This is a genomic window from Burkholderia sp. JPY481, assembly GCF_038900515.1.
Lineage (GTDB): Bacteria > Pseudomonadota > Gammaproteobacteria > Burkholderiales > Burkholderiaceae > Paraburkholderia > Paraburkholderia youngii.
Genome location: NZ_JAYMRT010000008.1, coordinates 231,822 through 247,956 on the forward strand (window position 1 = coordinate 231,822; position 16,135 = coordinate 247,956).

General features: G+C 62.1%; 19 protein-coding genes. 6 read left to right on the forward strand and 13 right to left on the reverse strand.

The genetic code is table 11. The features are described from left to right. The first annotated feature begins 58 nt into the window (after positions 1 to 58). Both VSR82_RS20880 and VSR82_RS20885 read left to right on the forward strand, forming a co-directional pair. Entirely contained in the window at positions 59 to 1,540 is a 1,482-nt protein-coding gene (locus VSR82_RS20880) for a cytochrome-c peroxidase (protein WP_429462967.1), read from the forward strand. A gap of 27 nt (positions 1,541 to 1,567) precedes the next feature. After that, positions 1,568 to 2,239, forward strand: coding sequence for an SEN1982 family lipoprotein (locus VSR82_RS20885; protein ID WP_368582657.1), 672 nt, complete (start codon positions 1,568 to 1,570; stop codon positions 2,237 to 2,239). Positions 2,240 to 2,332: 93 nt separating this feature from the next. Here VSR82_RS20885 and VSR82_RS20890 read toward each other — a convergent pair whose 3' ends face one another. The 8 genes from VSR82_RS20890 to VSR82_RS20925 are packed head-to-tail and all read right to left on the reverse strand — an operon-like array spanning position 2,333 to position 8,174. Then, positions 2,333 to 5,428: a proton-conducting transporter transmembrane domain-containing protein gene (locus VSR82_RS20890; RefSeq protein ID WP_429462966.1), complete on the reverse strand. Its 3,096-nt coding sequence runs from the start codon at positions 5,426 to 5,428 to the stop codon at positions 2,333 to 2,335. Further along, positions 5,422 to 5,796: a sodium:proton antiporter gene (locus VSR82_RS20895; RefSeq protein ID WP_410852755.1), complete on the reverse strand. Its 375-nt coding sequence runs from the start codon at positions 5,794 to 5,796 to the stop codon at positions 5,422 to 5,424. The genes VSR82_RS20890 and VSR82_RS20895 overlap by 7 nt, the downstream gene beginning before the upstream one ends. A gap of 16 nt (positions 5,797 to 5,812) precedes the next feature. After that, positions 5,813 to 6,514 (reverse strand): Na(+)/H(+) antiporter subunit B, encoded by a 702-nt coding sequence (locus VSR82_RS20900; protein WP_410852756.1) that lies wholly within the window; start codon positions 6,512 to 6,514, stop codon positions 5,813 to 5,815. Next, positions 6,511 to 6,855, reverse strand: a complete 345-nt coding sequence (gene mnhG, locus VSR82_RS20905) for a monovalent cation/H(+) antiporter subunit G (protein ID WP_410852757.1) — start codon at positions 6,853 to 6,855, stop codon at positions 6,511 to 6,513. Before mnhG ends, VSR82_RS20900 begins: the two co-directional genes overlap by 4 nt. A gap of 3 nt (positions 6,856 to 6,858) precedes the next feature. Next, positions 6,859 to 7,101, reverse strand: coding sequence for a hydrogenase subunit MbhD domain-containing protein (locus VSR82_RS20910; protein ID WP_018433708.1), 243 nt, complete (start codon positions 7,099 to 7,101; stop codon positions 6,859 to 6,861). Positions 7,102 to 7,104: 3 nt separating this feature from the next. Further along, entirely contained in the window at positions 7,105 to 7,365 is a 261-nt protein-coding gene (locus VSR82_RS20915; RefSeq protein ID WP_176378568.1) for an MrpF/PhaF family protein, read from the reverse strand. Then, the gene (locus tag VSR82_RS20920) at positions 7,358 to 7,885 is read right to left on the reverse strand and encodes a Na+/H+ antiporter subunit E (RefSeq protein ID WP_429462964.1); all 528 of its coding nucleotides are present in this window, start codon (positions 7,883 to 7,885) and stop codon (positions 7,358 to 7,360) included. Before VSR82_RS20920 ends, VSR82_RS20915 begins: the two co-directional genes overlap by 8 nt. A gap of 46 nt (positions 7,886 to 7,931) precedes the next feature. Then, positions 7,932 to 8,174, reverse strand: a complete 243-nt coding sequence (locus tag VSR82_RS20925) for a hypothetical protein (RefSeq protein ID WP_429462963.1) — start codon at positions 8,172 to 8,174, stop codon at positions 7,932 to 7,934. Here VSR82_RS20925 and VSR82_RS20930 point away from each other — a divergent pair. The 3 genes from VSR82_RS20930 to VSR82_RS20940 all read left to right on the forward strand — a co-directional run bounded on the left by VSR82_RS20930 (position 8,164) and on the right by VSR82_RS20940 (position 9,862). After that, a complete protein-coding gene (locus tag VSR82_RS20930) occupies positions 8,164 to 8,946 on the forward strand; it encodes an ABC transporter substrate-binding protein (RefSeq protein ID WP_429462962.1) in 783 nt (260 codons plus the stop codon). The genes VSR82_RS20925 and VSR82_RS20930 overlap by 11 nt on opposite strands. A gap of 165 nt (positions 8,947 to 9,111) precedes the next feature. Next, positions 9,112 to 9,438, forward strand: coding sequence for a DUF190 domain-containing protein (locus VSR82_RS20935; protein ID WP_429463654.1), 327 nt, complete (start codon positions 9,112 to 9,114; stop codon positions 9,436 to 9,438). Between the two features lie 139 nt (positions 9,439 to 9,577). Then, positions 9,578 to 9,862 carry a hypothetical protein gene (locus tag VSR82_RS20940; protein ID WP_429462961.1) on the forward strand — a complete coding sequence of 95 codons (285 nt, stop codon included), beginning with the start codon at positions 9,578 to 9,580 and terminating at the stop codon, positions 9,860 to 9,862. A 29-nt stretch (positions 9,863 to 9,891) separates the two neighbouring features. Here the strand turns inward: VSR82_RS20940 and VSR82_RS20945 are convergent, their stop codons facing one another. The 5 genes from VSR82_RS20945 to VSR82_RS20965 all read right to left on the reverse strand — a co-directional run bounded on the left by VSR82_RS20945 (position 9,892) and on the right by VSR82_RS20965 (position 13,444). Further along, positions 9,892 to 10,140 (reverse strand): hypothetical protein, encoded by a 249-nt coding sequence (locus tag VSR82_RS20945; protein ID WP_429462960.1) that lies wholly within the window; start codon positions 10,138 to 10,140, stop codon positions 9,892 to 9,894. Positions 10,141 to 10,271: 131 nt separating this feature from the next. Then, entirely contained in the window at positions 10,272 to 10,700 is a 429-nt protein-coding gene (locus VSR82_RS20950) for a VOC family protein (protein WP_429462959.1), read from the reverse strand. Between the two features lie 119 nt (positions 10,701 to 10,819). After that, entirely contained in the window at positions 10,820 to 11,299 is a 480-nt protein-coding gene (locus tag VSR82_RS20955; RefSeq protein ID WP_152852848.1) for an SRPBCC family protein, read from the reverse strand. Beyond that, positions 11,292 to 11,627, reverse strand: coding sequence for an ArsR/SmtB family transcription factor (locus tag VSR82_RS20960; RefSeq protein ID WP_410852761.1), 336 nt, complete (start codon positions 11,625 to 11,627; stop codon positions 11,292 to 11,294). Before VSR82_RS20960 ends, VSR82_RS20955 begins: the two co-directional genes overlap by 8 nt. 581 nt (positions 11,628 to 12,208) lie before the next feature. Next, a complete protein-coding gene (locus tag VSR82_RS20965) occupies positions 12,209 to 13,444 on the reverse strand; it encodes a hypothetical protein (RefSeq protein ID WP_429462958.1) in 1,236 nt (411 codons plus the stop codon). Between the two features lie 970 nt (positions 13,445 to 14,414). Between VSR82_RS20965 and VSR82_RS20970 the strand changes: the two genes are divergently transcribed. Further along, positions 14,415 to 15,881: a hypothetical protein gene (locus VSR82_RS20970; protein WP_410852763.1), complete on the forward strand. Its 1,467-nt coding sequence runs from the start codon at positions 14,415 to 14,417 to the stop codon at positions 15,879 to 15,881. Positions 15,882 to 16,135 lie beyond the last annotated feature (254 nt).

Here is a 16,135-nt window from a genome sequence, read left to right on the forward strand (position 1 = left end):
GGAGTGGTTCGGCCGCTCCCCCGCCGGCCGTTTTATCGAACAAAGCCGGGGAGTAGCGATGCGCAAGGTTTATGCGGGGGCGCTGTATGTCATCTTGTCAACATTGGCCGCTTGCGGGGGCGGGGGCTCGTCGCAGTCGTCCTCGACTGACGCCGGCACGGGCTCGACGGGGTCCCCGGGGTCGGCGCCTACGAGCACACTGAGCGCGGCGGCCCAGATCGGTGAGCAAATGTTCTTCGACAAGAACCTGTCTGGCGGCAAGAACCAGGCATGCGCGTCCTGCCACGATCCGGCGTTCGCCTACGGCCCGCCCAACAGCCTGGCTGTGCAGCTCGGTTCCGATGGCGTATCGGAAGGCCAGCGCGCGGTTCCTTCGCTACGCTACAAGGCTATGACGCCGGCCTACGACGACAATGCTTCGAACCCGGACGGCATCACGGCGAACGCGCCGGGCGGCGGGTTCATGTGGGACGGCCGCGGCAAGACGCTGGCCGATCAGGTAGCGCTGCCCCTCCTCAATCCCATCGAGATGAACAACGCCTCCAAGGACGCGGTGGTGCAGGCGGTGAAGAACTCCGCATATGCCGCAAAGTTCACGGCGGTGTATGGCCCGGCCGTGTTCGGCGATACGGACACGGCGTTCCAGGACATCGGACTCGCGCTGCAGGCCTTCCAAAATGAGGACCCGAGCTTTGCGCCGTATTCCAGCAAATTCGACCTGTATGCGAACAACAAGATCGGCGGAACATTGACGCCAGCCGAAATTCGCGGAATGAACCTGTTCAACGATACCGATCACGGAGCCGGCTGCGTGGCCTGTCATTTCATGGGCGCGAACTTCAACGGCTCGAACGCGCTGGGGACCGACTTCACCTATCAGGCGATCGGCGCGCCGCGCAACGACGCGTCGATCCCGGACAATCCGAACCCCATCGCGGCCAACCTGAACGCGAGCTACTACGACATGGGACTGTGCGGCCCGATCAATAACGGCAGCTATGACAGCCACACACCGCTTTCGGCCACCAGCGGCGCCGGCCCGGACCCCTTTACGGGCGTGAACAACCCGGATCCGTATTGCGGCCGCTTCAAGGTGCCGACGCTGCGCAACGTCGCCGCGCGCAACGCGTTCTTCCACAACGGCGTGTTCCACTCGCTCGAGCAGGTGGTTCGCTTCTACAACACACGCGACACCAACCCTGAGTACTGGTATCCGTCCACGGGTGGCGATTCGACCAAACTGACCAGCAACCCCAGCTATGCGCTGCAACCCACCTATGCAGCGGGCGCGACGGTGAATATGTTCAACGATCTGCCGGCCGCCTACCAGGGCAATATCGACGAGGAACTGCCGCTGGGGCAGGGCCAGACCGACGCGGGCGGCACCACCGCGTTGAACGGTGCGCAGCCGCGTGCTGTCCATTCGGCGCCGCAACTGTCGGATCAGGACGTGCAGGACGTGATCTGTTTCCTGAATACCTTGAGCGATGGCTACCACGCTCCCGCAACGCAGCCCACGAGCGGTAGCTGCGTGAATTGATCCTTCTGAATACTTGAACTATCCACGATGATGCATTTTTCGAATGCGGTGCGCGGCACTGCCATTGCGTGTTCCCTGACGGCGGCGTTCTTGTTGGGTGGTTGCCAGAACAAGACCGAACCTTCCGCGGAGAACTTCACCAACACCATCACGCACTACCTCGCCGACCGCGGCCACCTGTGCGTGGCGAAATACGATTGGCCCATCCACGTGGCCGATCAGGACGCCGTGGTCACGCATTCCCGCGATGCGGTGCAATTGCCGGTGATGGAAAAGCTGGGCCTCGTCAAGAGCACCGCGATGATGGTCGAGCGCACTGGCGAGGACGGAGCCAGGATCGAGGCTCCGGGACGCGAGTATGTGCTGACCGACGAAGGCAGGAAGTTCTACCTGCACAATCCGGTGGTGGTGGCGACACCCGGGAAGACCCTCACGCACGACGCCGATCTATGCGTGGCTACGCTGTCTTTGGACAAGGTGGTGGGCTGGGAGCCGCCCGTGACCCGCGACGGCGAGACCAGGACCTCGGTGCTCTACACCTATAAGATCGACCCGGCGCCTTTTGCCAGGACATCCGAGTTCCAGCGAGTGTTCCCGATGGTGGCGCGTGTGATCGAAGGCGCCGGCACCATGCAGCTGCGCGAGGGCGTGCGCCTGACCAAGGACGGCTGGGTAGCGGAAGAATATTTCGTTCGCTGATCGTTGAGTTGCCAACGGGGTGCGCACGACCGGATCGCGCGGAACCTCATGCGCGGCGGCTCCCATGCCGCCGCGCCGGGACCACCCGCACCGCTATGGCGTCCCCGCTGAACTCAATCCCGTGCTAGCAAAATAGATCACGAGAAAATACAGCAGCACGTAGAGCGCGTAGGTCTGCCCGTTGCCGGTATAGACGCGCCGTATCCGTGCCGCCGCCGCGAGCGCGAAATGCGATAGGCCGCGCCAGAAAATCTGCGCGACCGGCGGCACCGTGCGGCTCAGCATGGGCCGATAGAAGTGGTAAAAGTCCGGAGCGTTGCGCGCGTTGCCGCGGCGGCTGCGGTAGTACAGCGCACCGAGTCCGAACACGATCGCGGTGACGATCAGCACGACGATCACGACCGGCGTCGGATTCCAGAACCCGTAGATGCTTTCGAGCGACATGCCGCCCCATACCAGTGTCGCGGCGAACTGCGGATCGATCGCGGCGGATACCGGTTCGAGCAACACCTTTGGAAAGAACGACAGGATCGCGATTCCGACCACGAACAGGAACTGCGGCACCAGCAGCATCACCGGCGCTTCGCGCACCTGTGGCCGCTGCGGCGGGCGCGGCTTCAGGAAAACGCCGTTCAACAGTCGCAGCATGTACAGAAAGCCGGCGCAGGTCGCGAGCAGCCCGCACACGGCGAGCCCGAACCAGCCCTTGTCGATCATCGCGCTCAACAACAGCCATTTGCCGCCGAAGCCCATCAGCGGCGGCAGGCCCGACATCGACACGAGCGCGATCACGACCATCGCGAACGTCAGCGGCATCTCGCGCGCGAGACCGCCCACATCGGCGAAGTTGCGCGTGCCGGTGCGCAAGATCACACCCGCCAGCGCGAGGAACAGGATGCCCTTCACGAACATGTGATTGGCGACCAGGTACAGCGCGGTGACCCAGCCGAGATGGCTCATCAGGCCGATCGCGGTGACGATATAGCCGGTCTGGCTCATGCTCGACAGCGCGAGCATGCGTTTGAAGTCGTTCTGCCGCAATGCCATCAGCGCGCCGAATAGCGTCGTCAGCATGCCGATCCAAGTCATCACGTGCGCGAGTTCGAGGCCGACCTCCGAGCGTATCGTCAGATAGGTGCCGATCAGCAGGCCGAACATCGCGACCTTGCTGACCACCGCCGAGAGCATCGCGGTCATGTCGTCTTCCGCTTCGGTGTAGGCGCCCGGCAGCCATACGTGCACGCCGATCGCGCCCGCCTTGATCAGGAAGCCGGCCGCGAGCAGCACGAACGCGTGGTTCGCTTCCGGTCCCGAATGGATCAGCGCCGATAGCGCGATGGTGTCGTCGATCACCGCGACGTTGGCGAAGCCCGCCAGCAGGAAGAACGCCGCCAGCAGCGAAAACAGCAGGAAGGTCAGCACGTGCGGGCCCGCGCGCCGGCACTTCGCGATCAGGAAACACGACGACAGCGTGATGATTTCCCAGCTATAGAAGAATTCGAGCGACGTCGACGAGCGCAGCAGCGCTGGAATCGACAGCGACAGCACGACGAGCATCGGATAGAAGCCGGGGCGCGCATCGTCGCGATAGAGACTCGCCGCGGCGATCACGAGGCTGCCCGCGAGCAGCAGCCAGGCGAACAGCCCGGCGATACGGCCCGCGCCCTCGCAAAGCAGACTGCCGATCAATCCAATCGCGATCACCGCGAGCACGCCTTTCACGCGCCCTGGCAGACGATCGGCCGCATAGAACAGCGCGCCCGCCGCGAGCGGCGAGAAGATCCACGCCGACGCGACGCCCGAGAACACGGCCGCCATATAGGCCGCCGCGATCAGCAGCACGGCGACGCCGAACAGCGGCAGCAGCGCGGCGAGGTTCGGGCGCGCTTTGGCCTCGACACCGGACGGCGCCAGCGCGCGCACGAACCAGTGGAACATGTAACCCGCTTCGAGCAGCGAGCCGCTCAGGATCAGCACGATCCAGTACGGCTTGCCGGCGGCGGTCAGGCGCATTACGAGTTCCCACTTCGCCCAGAAGCCGGGGAACGGCGGCAGTCCCGCGATCGCCACCAGGAAGAGGCCGAGCAGGCCGATCAGCAACGGGCTGCGCGACAGGATCGCGCGTGCGTCGTCGCCATGCCGCCGCAGCACGCCGTTCAGCCAGAACAGCCCCGCCTTCGCGAACAGATGGTTGATGAAGAGGCCGCCGACGACGAGCGGGATCGATGCGTCCGCGCCGACCTGGCGCAGCAACGCGAGCGAAAGCATCAATAGCGCCATTTGCCCGATCGACGAATAGCCGAGCACGCGTTGCGGCTTCGTCTGCTTGATCGCGAGCAGGTTCGAGAACAGAAACGTGACGCCGCCCGACACGGCGAGAAGCGTCAGCTGGCCGTCGAAAAGCGGCAGCAGTTTCAGCAGCGCGAAGAACACGCCCGCCGACACGCCGACCGATACCATCGCGGCGACGCCGCTCGGCGCGGTCTCGTAGACGTCGAGCCCCCAGCCGTTGGCGGGAAACGGCTTCAGCTCGATCACGAGACTCGCGAACACGAGCAGAATCGCGGCCGTGCCGATCGGGCCGCCGATCTGCTCGCGCAGCGACAGCAATTCGTCGATGTTCAGCGTGCCGCTTACATGGTAGAGCAGCACCGCGCCGAGCAGGAACAGGGTCGACGCGATCACGGTCGCGAGGATGTACTTGAACGCGGCGGCGAGCGCGGCGGGCGTGCGCTCGAGCCCGAACAGGCCGTATGTCGCGATCGACACGATCTCGAGAAACACGAACAGGTTGAACAGGTCGCGGGTCATCACCATGCCGTCGATGCCCATCACCAGAATCAGGTACAGCAGCAACGCCGCGTAGTTGCCGCGCAGTCGGTCCCACAGATGCAAGGCGCCGAGCAGCGCGACCACGTTGACGCTGAACGTGAAGAAGCCTTCCCACAAGCCGAAGCGCAGATTGATCGACACCGGCGGCAGCGCACCCGCGGTCAGCACTTCGATCGTATCGCCGCCGTCGAGCAGGCCGTAGAACGACACCCCGGAGACCAGCACGATTCCGCACAGCGCGATGAAGAAGCCGAGCGTGAGCCACGGCTTGCCGAGCCGATACAGCAGCGGAATGACGAAGCCGCCGCCGAGCCCGAGAATGAAGATCTGCAACGGATGGAACAGCGCGGCTACCATTTCGACTCGGTGAAGGCGTCGATGGCGAGCGTCTTCTTGGCCGCGTAGAGACGGATTGCGAACGACAGCATGATGGCGGTGACCGATAGCCCGATCACGATTGCTGTGACGACGAGCGCCGATGGAACGGGATCGATCGCGCGGTGCGCGGCCGCGGATTTGCTGAGCGCCGCATCGATGATCGGCGCAGTGCCGCCCGTGATGTAGCCGGTCGCGACCATCACGATGTGCAGGCCCGTGTCGATCACCGCGAAGCCGATGATGATGCGCAGGATATTGCGGTGGGTCAGCATGCCCCACAGGCCGATCAAGGAAAGGCAGAAACCCGTGATCAGCAGGATCTTCGAAACCGGGATGCCGGTGCTCATGCGCTCTCCTTTTCGTTCAGCTTCTGAACCGGTCGATGATGACGCTAAGCTCCGCGCCGACCTTGACACCGAGCAGCGTGGAAATCAGCGGGATCGCGCCGGCGCTGAAGAACGCGCCGAACTGGCCACGCGGCAGAAAGCGCGCGTCGAGAAAACCGCCCGCGAGCACGAGGCCCAGAATGCCGATGCAAACGTAGAGCACGCCCGCGAGCGACTCGACGACGCTCAGCAGCGCCACGTTCAGCGTCGAGCGGGGCCGCGCGAGCAGCATCAGCATCACCGCGGATGCGACGATCGCGCCGCCCTGGAAGCCGCCGCCCGCCGACAGATGGCCGTTGACGATCACGTAGCCGCCGAAGGTGAAGATCATCGGCAGCAGCACCTGTTTGCCGGTATGTACGATCTCGCCGGCGGGCCGGCGCGCAAGCGCAGCTTCGTCCGGCGCAGCGGTGGGTGTTGCGCTTTCCTCTTTCAGCAGCATGCCGACGCTCGCCGCGACCATGAACAGCACCGCGACTTCGCCGAGCGTGTCGAAGCCGCGAAACGTGATCAGGATGCCGGTCACGATGTTCGGCGCGCCGAGTTCGAGCGGCCCTCTGACGACGTAGTACCACGCGAGCGGGCGCAGCCCCTGCAACTCCGCATAGCCGCCGACGATCCGCCAGAACACGACCGCGAACAGCAGCACCGTCAGCAGCGCGAACACGCGACGCATCATGATTCGGCCTTCCCGGCGGTGCGTGCGTCTTCGTCGGCGAGCGCGTCGGTGATCGTGGATGGGGTCATCGGCGTGCGGATCAGCCAGGCGGCGCGCGATAGCGCATGCGAGGACACCGGGTTGGTCACGAGCACGAAGTAGATCAGCAGAATCAGGCGGAAGGTCCAACTCGGGTGGTAGAACGCGAGGCCGATGAGCACGAGCATGTTGCCGAGCGTCGACGCCTTGGTGCCGGCCTGAATGCGCGTATACGCATCCGGCATGCGCAGCAGCCCGAGGCCGGCAGAGAACAGAAAGACGGCGCCCAACAAGATGAACACGCTGCCGGTCAATTCGAACATGCGCTAGCCCTTCTGATAGCCGGTCTTGCGGATCGCGTACAGAAAGACGAAGGTCGTGAGTCCCGAGCCGATCGCGGCTTCGGCCATCGCGACGTCCGGCGCGGCGAGCAGCAGGAAGGCGACCGCCGCGAACAGGCTCGCGAGTCCCGAGCTCACCATCGCGGCGAGCAGATTCTTCAGGCAGACGGCCAGCACTCCGCTCACGAGGATGCTCGCGCACATCAGCAGCAGGAGCAGTTCGAGCATCGTTCACAGCCCCCTTTCGAGAAAGCGCGCAATCGCCAGCACCGCCAGAAAGCTCAGCAGTGCATACACGAGTGCCACGTCGATATAGACGAAACGACCGGAGAACTGCGCATACAGCGCGATCAGCGACAGCGAGATGACCGTCAGCACGTCGATCGCGACGATGCGGTCGACGAGTGTCTTGCCGATCACGAGACGGATCACGCCGAACAGGATCGCGAACAAGATCAGCACGCCGGCGATCCGGAGCATGATCTCAGCCAAAGACTTTCTCCAGATGCTTTTCGAACGGTGCGACGAGTGTCCTGGTCGCTTCGTCGATATCAGTCGTCTTCACGTCGAGCCAGTGAATGAAAAGTATGTCGTCGCGAATGTCCATCACGAGCGAGCCCGGCGTGAGCGCAATCGAATTGGCGAGCGCGAGACGGCCGAGCGGTGTTTGGAGGCGAGTGCGAACCTTGACGATGCCGGGCTTGATGTCGATACGCGGCGAGTACACCAGCGCCATCACATTCAGATTGGCGCGTACGAGCTCGACGATGAAGGTCACGCTATACGCGGCGAAGTGATACGGCGCCGCTGGCGTTAGACGTAGGCGCTGCCATGCTTCGCTCGACGAAACGAAGACACGCGCGATGACGAAGGTAATGACGAGACCGACGAGAGCGGGTTCGATCGCGAGCGATGCATTCGCGACCATCCAGATGACGAACAGGACGACCCAGAGGCCGGCCATTTCCCGAGGAACGAACGACGACACCGGTTTTCCGTTGTTCGAAGCCATGTCATCGGTTCCTAAGGAGGCCGTGCAGAAAATTCTAAGTGACAATTTATGGCAAATCAAACCCGATGCCGATCGACGCTCGTTTATTGAAAAAGGACCACGATAGGGCTGTTTGCCCGCCGAAGCCCGATCCAAAGCTATGCGCCGCCCGCATGAATTGATTTTTTAATGAATTTGTGCGGATCGCCGGAACACGGTCGAATGTCGGGTTTCTCGCGGCCCGCGTATAACGGTGTGCCGCCTGTTTGAATTCATCAAAAAACCGATAAGGAGCAACAATGAAAGCCATGCTGGCCACCCTGACGATTGCACTGCTGGCCGTATCGTCCGGAAGCGCAATCGCCAAGGAATGGTCGACCGTGCGGTTCGGGGTCGACGCGAGCTATCCGCCGTTCGAATCGAAAGCCGCCGACGGCAAGCTCGTCGGCTTCGATATCGATCTTGGCAATGAGATTTGCCGCCGGCTCAACGCGAAATGCGTGTGGGTCGAGAATTCGTTCGACGGCATGATTCCCGCGCTGAAAGGCCGCAAATTCGACGGCGTGTTGTCGACGATGTCGATGACGCCCGCGCGTCAGGCGCAGATCGGGTTCTCGTCGAAGGTGTTCCGCATTCCGACGCGTCTCGTCGCGAAGAAGGGCTCGCCGATCGTGCCGACGCCGGAAGCGCTGAAGGGCAAGCGCATCGGCGTCGAGCAGGGCTCGATTCAGGAAACCTACGCGAAGACGTATTGGGAGCCGGCCGGCGCGGTGATCGTGCCGTATCAGGATCAGGATCTGGTGTATTCGGATTTGCTTGCCGGCCGTATCGACGCGTCATTGCAGAACGCGGTGCAAGCCGATATCGGCTTTCTGCGCACCCCGCGCGGTAAGGACTTCGGATTTGCCGGCAATCCGCTTTACGACGCGAAAACGCTCGGCAGCGGCGCGGCGATTGGTTTGCGTAAAGAAGATACCGATCTGCAGGAAAAGATCGACAAAGCCATTGCCGATATCCGCGCGGATGGCACTTACAACCGCATTGCGAAAAAGTATTTCGACTTCGACGTGTACGGTCAGTGAGCCGGGACCGCGCTGCAAGTGGCCAGCCTGGACCTGGCACTCGCGCGGCCCGACATCTAAACTGGTGTCATGACCTTCCTGAGCCGTGATGTGGCGAGCCGGTATGCCCGAATCAGCTGCAAGCGCCGCTTCATCCGGCCCGACCCGCATTGGGGAGGCACTGACATGCAGGGCTTTCAGATCACGTTCTTCACCCAGCAGGGGCGCAGCCACCATGGCAAGCCGCTTGCCGACTGGCTCGTGCGTCTCGCGAGCGAACTCGGCCTGCGCGGCGCGACCGTGATTCCGGCTTGCGAAGGCATCGGCCATCATCATCGCATTCACTCCGCGCACTTCTTCGAGCTTGCCGATCAACCGTTGTCCGTCGTGATGGCGGTGACGAGCGACGAAGCCGATCGGCTGTTCGATCGTCTGCGCGCTGAGCGTTTGCATCTGTTCTACGTCAAAACGACGGCCGAGTTCGGCGTCGTCGGAGAGGACGACGGGGCTTGAACGGCCGGCCCCGATGGCAGGTCCCGAACCTCGTTTTCTCGACCTGGTCCGCGTACGCGCGCGGGCATGCAGCCGCACAGGGCTGTGATGGGCATGTCGAATGCTTCGCTACTGGAGTCATCCCCAGGGAGAGCGAATCATGCGACAAGTTGCGACAAACATGCTGATCGCGCTGTCGGCCATTGCGTTGATGGCGGGCGCATCCGGCTGCAAGCGCTCGGCCGAGAACGGCCGCATCTCGACGGGCCAGATGAGCAGCGGTGTCATGAGCAATTCGGCGAGCCCGCGTGGCACACCGGGCGATAGCGACGCGGCGAATCGCGCGAACGGCGAGGCGGGCGCGGCAGCGAGCGCGTCGCCCGCCGCGAGCGCCGCCGCGGCGGTCCACAGCACGCCGGCGAGCGGGGCGTCCGCGACGCAGTAAGCGTCGCTCGGACGGGGCGCATGGCCTAACTATTCGTCCAACGGATCGGGGTCGCCCAATGCTGAGTCGATCGCGCGCTGGGCATTGTCGACGGCCTCGCCGATCGCGGGTTTGCCGCGCAGCGCGGAGCGCGCATGACGCGGAGCGGTCCAGGCTTCGAGGTCGCGAGCGTCGGTATCGGTGCGATCGATTCGCGTGGTGATCGACGAACCGCCGGCCAGGTCGTCCTCGACGAGCACGGTGATGGTGAAGCCGCGGTGGAGATGAACTTCCTGCATCGACGGTTCTCCTGGCTGGTTCGCTTTCGGAGCAGCATGCGCCGTTCCATGCGCTCGGGGCTCGTGCGCTCAATAGAACGGGACGCGGAACCGCGCGCAGCAGGCGGCTCAGTGGAGGCCCGCTCCAAAGGCTATGCCGCGGGCTCCTCGTGCCGCACGTTGACCATCCACGGCACGCCGAAGCGGTCGATCAACGTGCCGAAGCCACTGGTCCAGAAGGTCTGCTGGAACGGCATCGTGATCTGTCCGCCGTCCGCCAGCGCGTTGAAATATTTCTCGCCGGATGCCTGGTCGTCGGCGGTGAGCGACAGGCTGAAGCCCGCGTGCACGGTATCGCCGCCGCGGCAATCGCCATCCGACATCAGCACGTGCGTGTTACCGATGACGAGCGTCGCGTGCATGATCTTGTCGGCGTGTTCGGGCGCGACCGGGCGAGCGGGATCGGGCGGCGCGTCTTTCGCGCGCAGCTTCAGCAACTCCTGCGCGCCGAGCGCCGAACGATAGAACGCAATGGCTTCCTCACAACGGCCATTGAAGAACAGATAGGGTTGGATTTCCATGCTGATTCCCTGAGACGGGCGAGGGTAGGCAGACGATTCTATCAGCGTGATTTCGCGGACGGTCGGCTATCGAACCTGTGAGCACGCGACACCTGCTGCTCTTCAGTGTACCCTCCGCTTCATGCCTTCCCGGCATGACTGCCGCCATTGGCCGGATATGCCTCCTGCAACGCGATGGAGCCGGTTTCCAGCAGCGATTTGAGGTTGGACATGATCTTCGGCCAGCCGCCCGACACCGCTTCGATGAACTTCGACTGATCGCGCTCGATCGTATGCGTGAGCGTCAGCTTGACCGCCGTTCCGCTCGGTTCGAGTTCCATAGTGCAGCGTGAATCGCCTTCGGCTTGCAACTCGGGCCGCTTCTGATGCCGCCAGCGAATCACGAGGCGCCGCGGCGGCACAGCCTCGATGATCTCGCCCGCGTCGAAAGTCTCCCCCGCGCTCGACACGAGTTTCCACGACGAGCCCGCCGTCCATTCGCTATCGCAGTGCATGCCGAACCAGTACTGCTTGATGAACTCCGCGTCGGTGAGTGCCGACCACAACTGTTCCGGCGTGGTGCGGATATAGGTCACGTAGACGAATGTGGATCTAGTCATTGCCTTTCTCCAGGCGTCGTTTCAGGGTAGAGAGCGCCTTCAGGCGCGGCTTTTCGAACTTGGCAATCCAGCGCTCGTAGATTTGCTGCAGCGGCACCGGATTGAGGAAGTGCAATTTTTCGCGCCCGCTGCGTACCGTCACGACGAGGTTCGCCGCTTCCAGCAGGCCCAGATGCTGCGTGACGCCTTGCCGCGTCATGTCGAGGTGCTCGCACAGGTCGTTCAGGGTCTGGCCGTCGTGCGCGTGCAGCACGTCCAGCAGCTTGCGCCGGCTCGGATCGGCGAGGGCTTTGAACAGCAGGTCTGTGTCGTCGGGAAGCTCGGCCATGAACGGCTATAGGCAAGTGATCTGTTGCATTTACTATAGGCAAGAGATTGCTTGCATGTCAAGGAGAGTGGGGAAGCCTCGTGGGTCCCACTATCGGTGCGCGCAACAAAGTCTGCGGCATCGGCGAAAACGCTGTTCGGAGACAACAAGGTCTGCTGCATTTGAGAAATTCAGTGTGCGCTGCAGCAATCTTCAGGGTGCTATCGACTCGACAAGCCATAGCACAAGAAGCGGAAAACCCTTACTGCGCGACACAGAGTTTTCTGACTCGAGCCAGAAGCTCCCTAATCACAGTCCTGCCTTGGAGGTCCTCATGCGTGCTCGGATCGGCAGCTATACCGAGAGCGGTCTGTTGCACCAGGTCTGGTTCCGCGAAGACATGTCGCGTAAGACAGCTTCGCCCCGAGGGCATGTATGGTGAGGCCAGAACGTAACGACGAACAGAATTGGAAGGGAACTGAGATGGAAAAAGGGATCTTTGTTCGCTGCTGCACATAATGGCAACAGCCATTACCACAGAAGGGGCACCGTACATCGTTTCGCGTTGCGGCCAAGGGCTCACTGGCGCCAACGCGAAGCCATCAAGGTGCGTATCGCGATGCATAACTCGCGGCGCGCGCGGCCAACTGAGCTTGTCGTTCTGCCGCCGTGACGTACTTCGTTGTCGCGGGGAGAACGGTCCGGAGGTCGCTGATCTTCACGAGCTGGGCTGTCGCCGAAGGCCCCTGTGGCGTGGGTGTCGCCGGCAATCCTTGCCAGCGCAGGTTGAGAAAGCCCTGATGCAGACCTACCGTATCGACCCAGTTGTTAACGCCCGGGTCTGTCGGGGATACCACGAACGTGTAGGTGCCATCCGGGTTCGCCACCGCTTGCGCGTTGTTCAACGTCTGGGTGTGATTGATATAGTCGGTCGTGATCTGCCACCGTCCATAAGCCGGGGTGATGAAGTATTTGGCCCCGCCGAGGTTGACGTTCACGACCAGTGCTTCATCATCGGCAAGCTGAAAAGTGGAGTAGGTCGCCGCCTGGTTTGCGAGGCGTCCGCCCGTGCCGCCAAGTGATGGCGCTGGAAGCGTGTTGACAGGCTGGGCATATCCCAGCGCATTGAAGGAAGCGAAGGACACGGCGGCAGCCGGAGTCCGCAGCGTCGCGGCAAGGGTCTGAGCGATCGCCTGAGCGGATAGCGGTTGCGCCGAGACGGACGGGACCCGTTGTATCGCCAGGCTGTTGAACTGTTGCACGCCCCATTCGGTGATCGTATCTCGAATGAAGATCGACGCGGCTCCCGAAACGAGCGGGATGGCATTCCCATTCCCCGTTGAGGTCGTGCTGGCGTTAATGACGTAGCTGCCGTCCGCGTTGGTGGCGAGCTGGTCGCCCGGCAAATTGGACAGCGTTGCGTTTGCGCCGCTGTAGACGCTGAAATTGAAATCGACTGGCTTTTGCTCGTGGACCTTTCCCGTCAAGACGTAGCTCGACGCAGGGTCAATCGGAATGCGGCGATATATGGTGTCCGGGTTATCAAATGTGGTCCGCGATCCTGGCACGTTCATTCCGTACCAATTGTGCGGGGCCGCCAGAATTGATATCACCTTCGGGGCGCTGGCATCGCCCGCGGCAATCGCTAGCGCCAAAGAGAAAACATCCTCATCCACGGCCTGATCAATATTCGTCAACGCCTCACTCGATACCCCGCCGGTTGCACGAGCTGCTGCCAGCCAATTGGCTTTCAAGGTGGCTTTTGCCGCAATGACGGAAGGGTCCGCAACCGCAGTGATCGCGAGGGTCTCTGCTGCCAGTTGGTCCGGTGTCGCCAACGGGTTTTGGCTGTCCGCACTATTCGTACTGACTCCTCCTCCGCACGCATCCAGGATGAATGGGAGTACGGTAAGCGCTATTAGACGTCTATTGAACATATTGAGCGTGTGTTAGTTTTTTAAAAGCGTATGAGCGCCCAATCTATAGGTAGGTTTAGAGTAGGGAAACCAATAAAAATGCATATGAAAAGTCATCCTCCGCTTTTGCGGCGCCTTTTCGATTCGCTAAATCAGGGCCGCTGCCATTGCCCGGTTTGGCATCTGCAACGGCCGGCTCCCTAGGCGATCGCTGTTGGGCGCTGGATGTCATGGTGATGGGGTACTCGCAGCACGCGCCAACGCCATTTCGGCTTTACGGAAGTCCAGTATGAAAATTGGGCAAATCGACTGGATGGCCGTTATAGAGAAGCCTGCGCCACTTGAATGCCCATCGATCCATGTGGTGAGCGTCGCATGCTGGTCGAATTCTGCCCGATTCGATCGGCTCAGATTGAGCCACTACCGTCGGTCGAAGCTCCGTCGCCTCAACGACAGCTTCCTCTCGAACAGCGATGATCCGACATCCCGCGTTCAGCGACACGAACGGCCATTGCCGGATGTTGCGGCTAATAGGCCAAGCGCTTCATATGCGCTTGCTTCATAAGTTTGCTCGGTCATGGAGCGCGCCCATACATAGCCAAATAGTCCGGATGCGATGACGACGCAGTTGCCGCATTCTTAGCAGCGCCCGGAATATCTCTTCCTCCAACCCGTTTATTCCACACGTATCTCTCGGCATCCGATTTGCCGATTTCACCCAGCCACATCGCATCGCGGCTTGCCTACCGCGAGGCAGCGTCACGCTCCGTGACGGGCGACCCGCTGCCCCGACGATCGCCACACTGCCAGTCACTTTCAATGGAGGTCAAGCCACACATCATTAGCTAACTGCAGATCTGTCCGTCTAAGCGGGTCAACCCGAGGAGGAATCATGAAATCGTTATTCAAGCCCCGCAGCTTCAGGCCACTGGGTTCTCGTGCTGCCAGCCTGTCCGTTGCCGCGTTCATCGCCGCGTTGGCCGCAGGCGAGGCGTGCGCGGAACAGCCGCCGGCACCTTGCCACCCGAATCCGAACGCCGCCGCCGACGGTGCGCTGGTGCGCCAGCGCGGCGACATCGCGAACCTGCCGGATCCGCTGCAGGACATTCTCGAAAGGATGGCCGAGCGGCCCCATTCCTACTTGCCCATTCAGGCCTTCGCCGAGGCCGACAAACCGAGCCAGCTATTCCAGTATTACCTGCTGTCCACGACAGGATTCGAACCAAATCCGTTCACCGCACGATTCCCGGGCATCAACGACAAGGCGATGCTGACGGCAACTGGCGCTGACTGCGGTTTGCCAACCATCGGTGCGGTGCGTCTCGTGGTTGAACCGAAACCTGGGCTGCCCACTGATCCGAACAACGTTCGCGCCTTCATCGATGTCTTTACCGACCTCTCGTATCTGTTTGTGATCAACAACGAAAGCGGTTGGTACGAGGGCTGGATGATCCACGATTTGCGCGTGCCGGATATCGCACCGCCCCGACCCGACGGACACGCCCAGTTCGGCACGATGACAAGCGCGGACGCGGCCGCCTTGCAGGCGATGGGTACCCACAACAACCTCCCAGGCCGGCTGTTCACAATGGATGGCAAGGCACCGCACTTGCCCGACGCTTACGACCACTTCCCTGACCGCCAGACCAATATCGTGCCGATCCAGCTAAGCATGGGGGCGGTCAACTGCATGCAGCAGTCTGATTGTCACGGCTACTGGGAATTCAACTACACCACCAACTGGACCCATCCACCCTACGAGTTGCCTTTTACCGGCGGTATCCCCGGTACCTTTGAGGCGGGCAAACTTGGCGCGCTGTCCTCATTGATTCCGGGCTCGGGACCCGCAGGCGTGAAGAACAGTCCGATCGACTACGGTGACGATCCGAACAATGCGGCTCCGCTCGGTGGTGCGGGTCCGCGCGACCCCGACCGCTTCGATGCGGATGTCGATAACCAGCGGGAATACCGCCAACGCTTCATCCCGAGCGGGCTGGCTCACGAAATCTACCTGGACACCTATGTGCGATTGGCATCGTTCGAGCATGGCACGCCGTTCCCGCAGCGCCTGTATGACGCCTATGTGGCCGAAGTCAGACGGGTCGATACCAATGGCGACGGCGTCATATCCGCAAGCGAGGGAGACGTCGATACTGCCAGCGATGGGTTCTCGGACAATTCCCGCCTGTTCTTACCAGCGACTTCGTTCCGTCGCTTTGCCGTGACGCGCGAAATCAACGACGGTTTGCTGGCACCTCGGTTCGCGCCTAGTCAGCGAGCCTGGGTGTTGACGGGTGCCGCCAACACCGTCAACCCACCTCGGCCGGCGTCTACGGGTCGCGATAGCGACGACCGTTGAACTCGACCTGACGGGATGTTTCCTGAGTTGCGAGAGGCGTTCAAACCGTATCGTGCGCTCTGAAGGTAGCCAATAGGGCGGCCCAAAAGTCGGCCCTATTGCTGCCTTCCGTTGATGCTCATCATCCAACGTTAACGCTCGTTACCCGGGGTATAGCCGACGCTCGAACGTCCCCGTGCAAGCGTGATCGAAGGTCCCTTGTTGGGCCGATCACTGTCGAATGCGGATGTCGCTGTTCGACCCCTTCTCGGTCA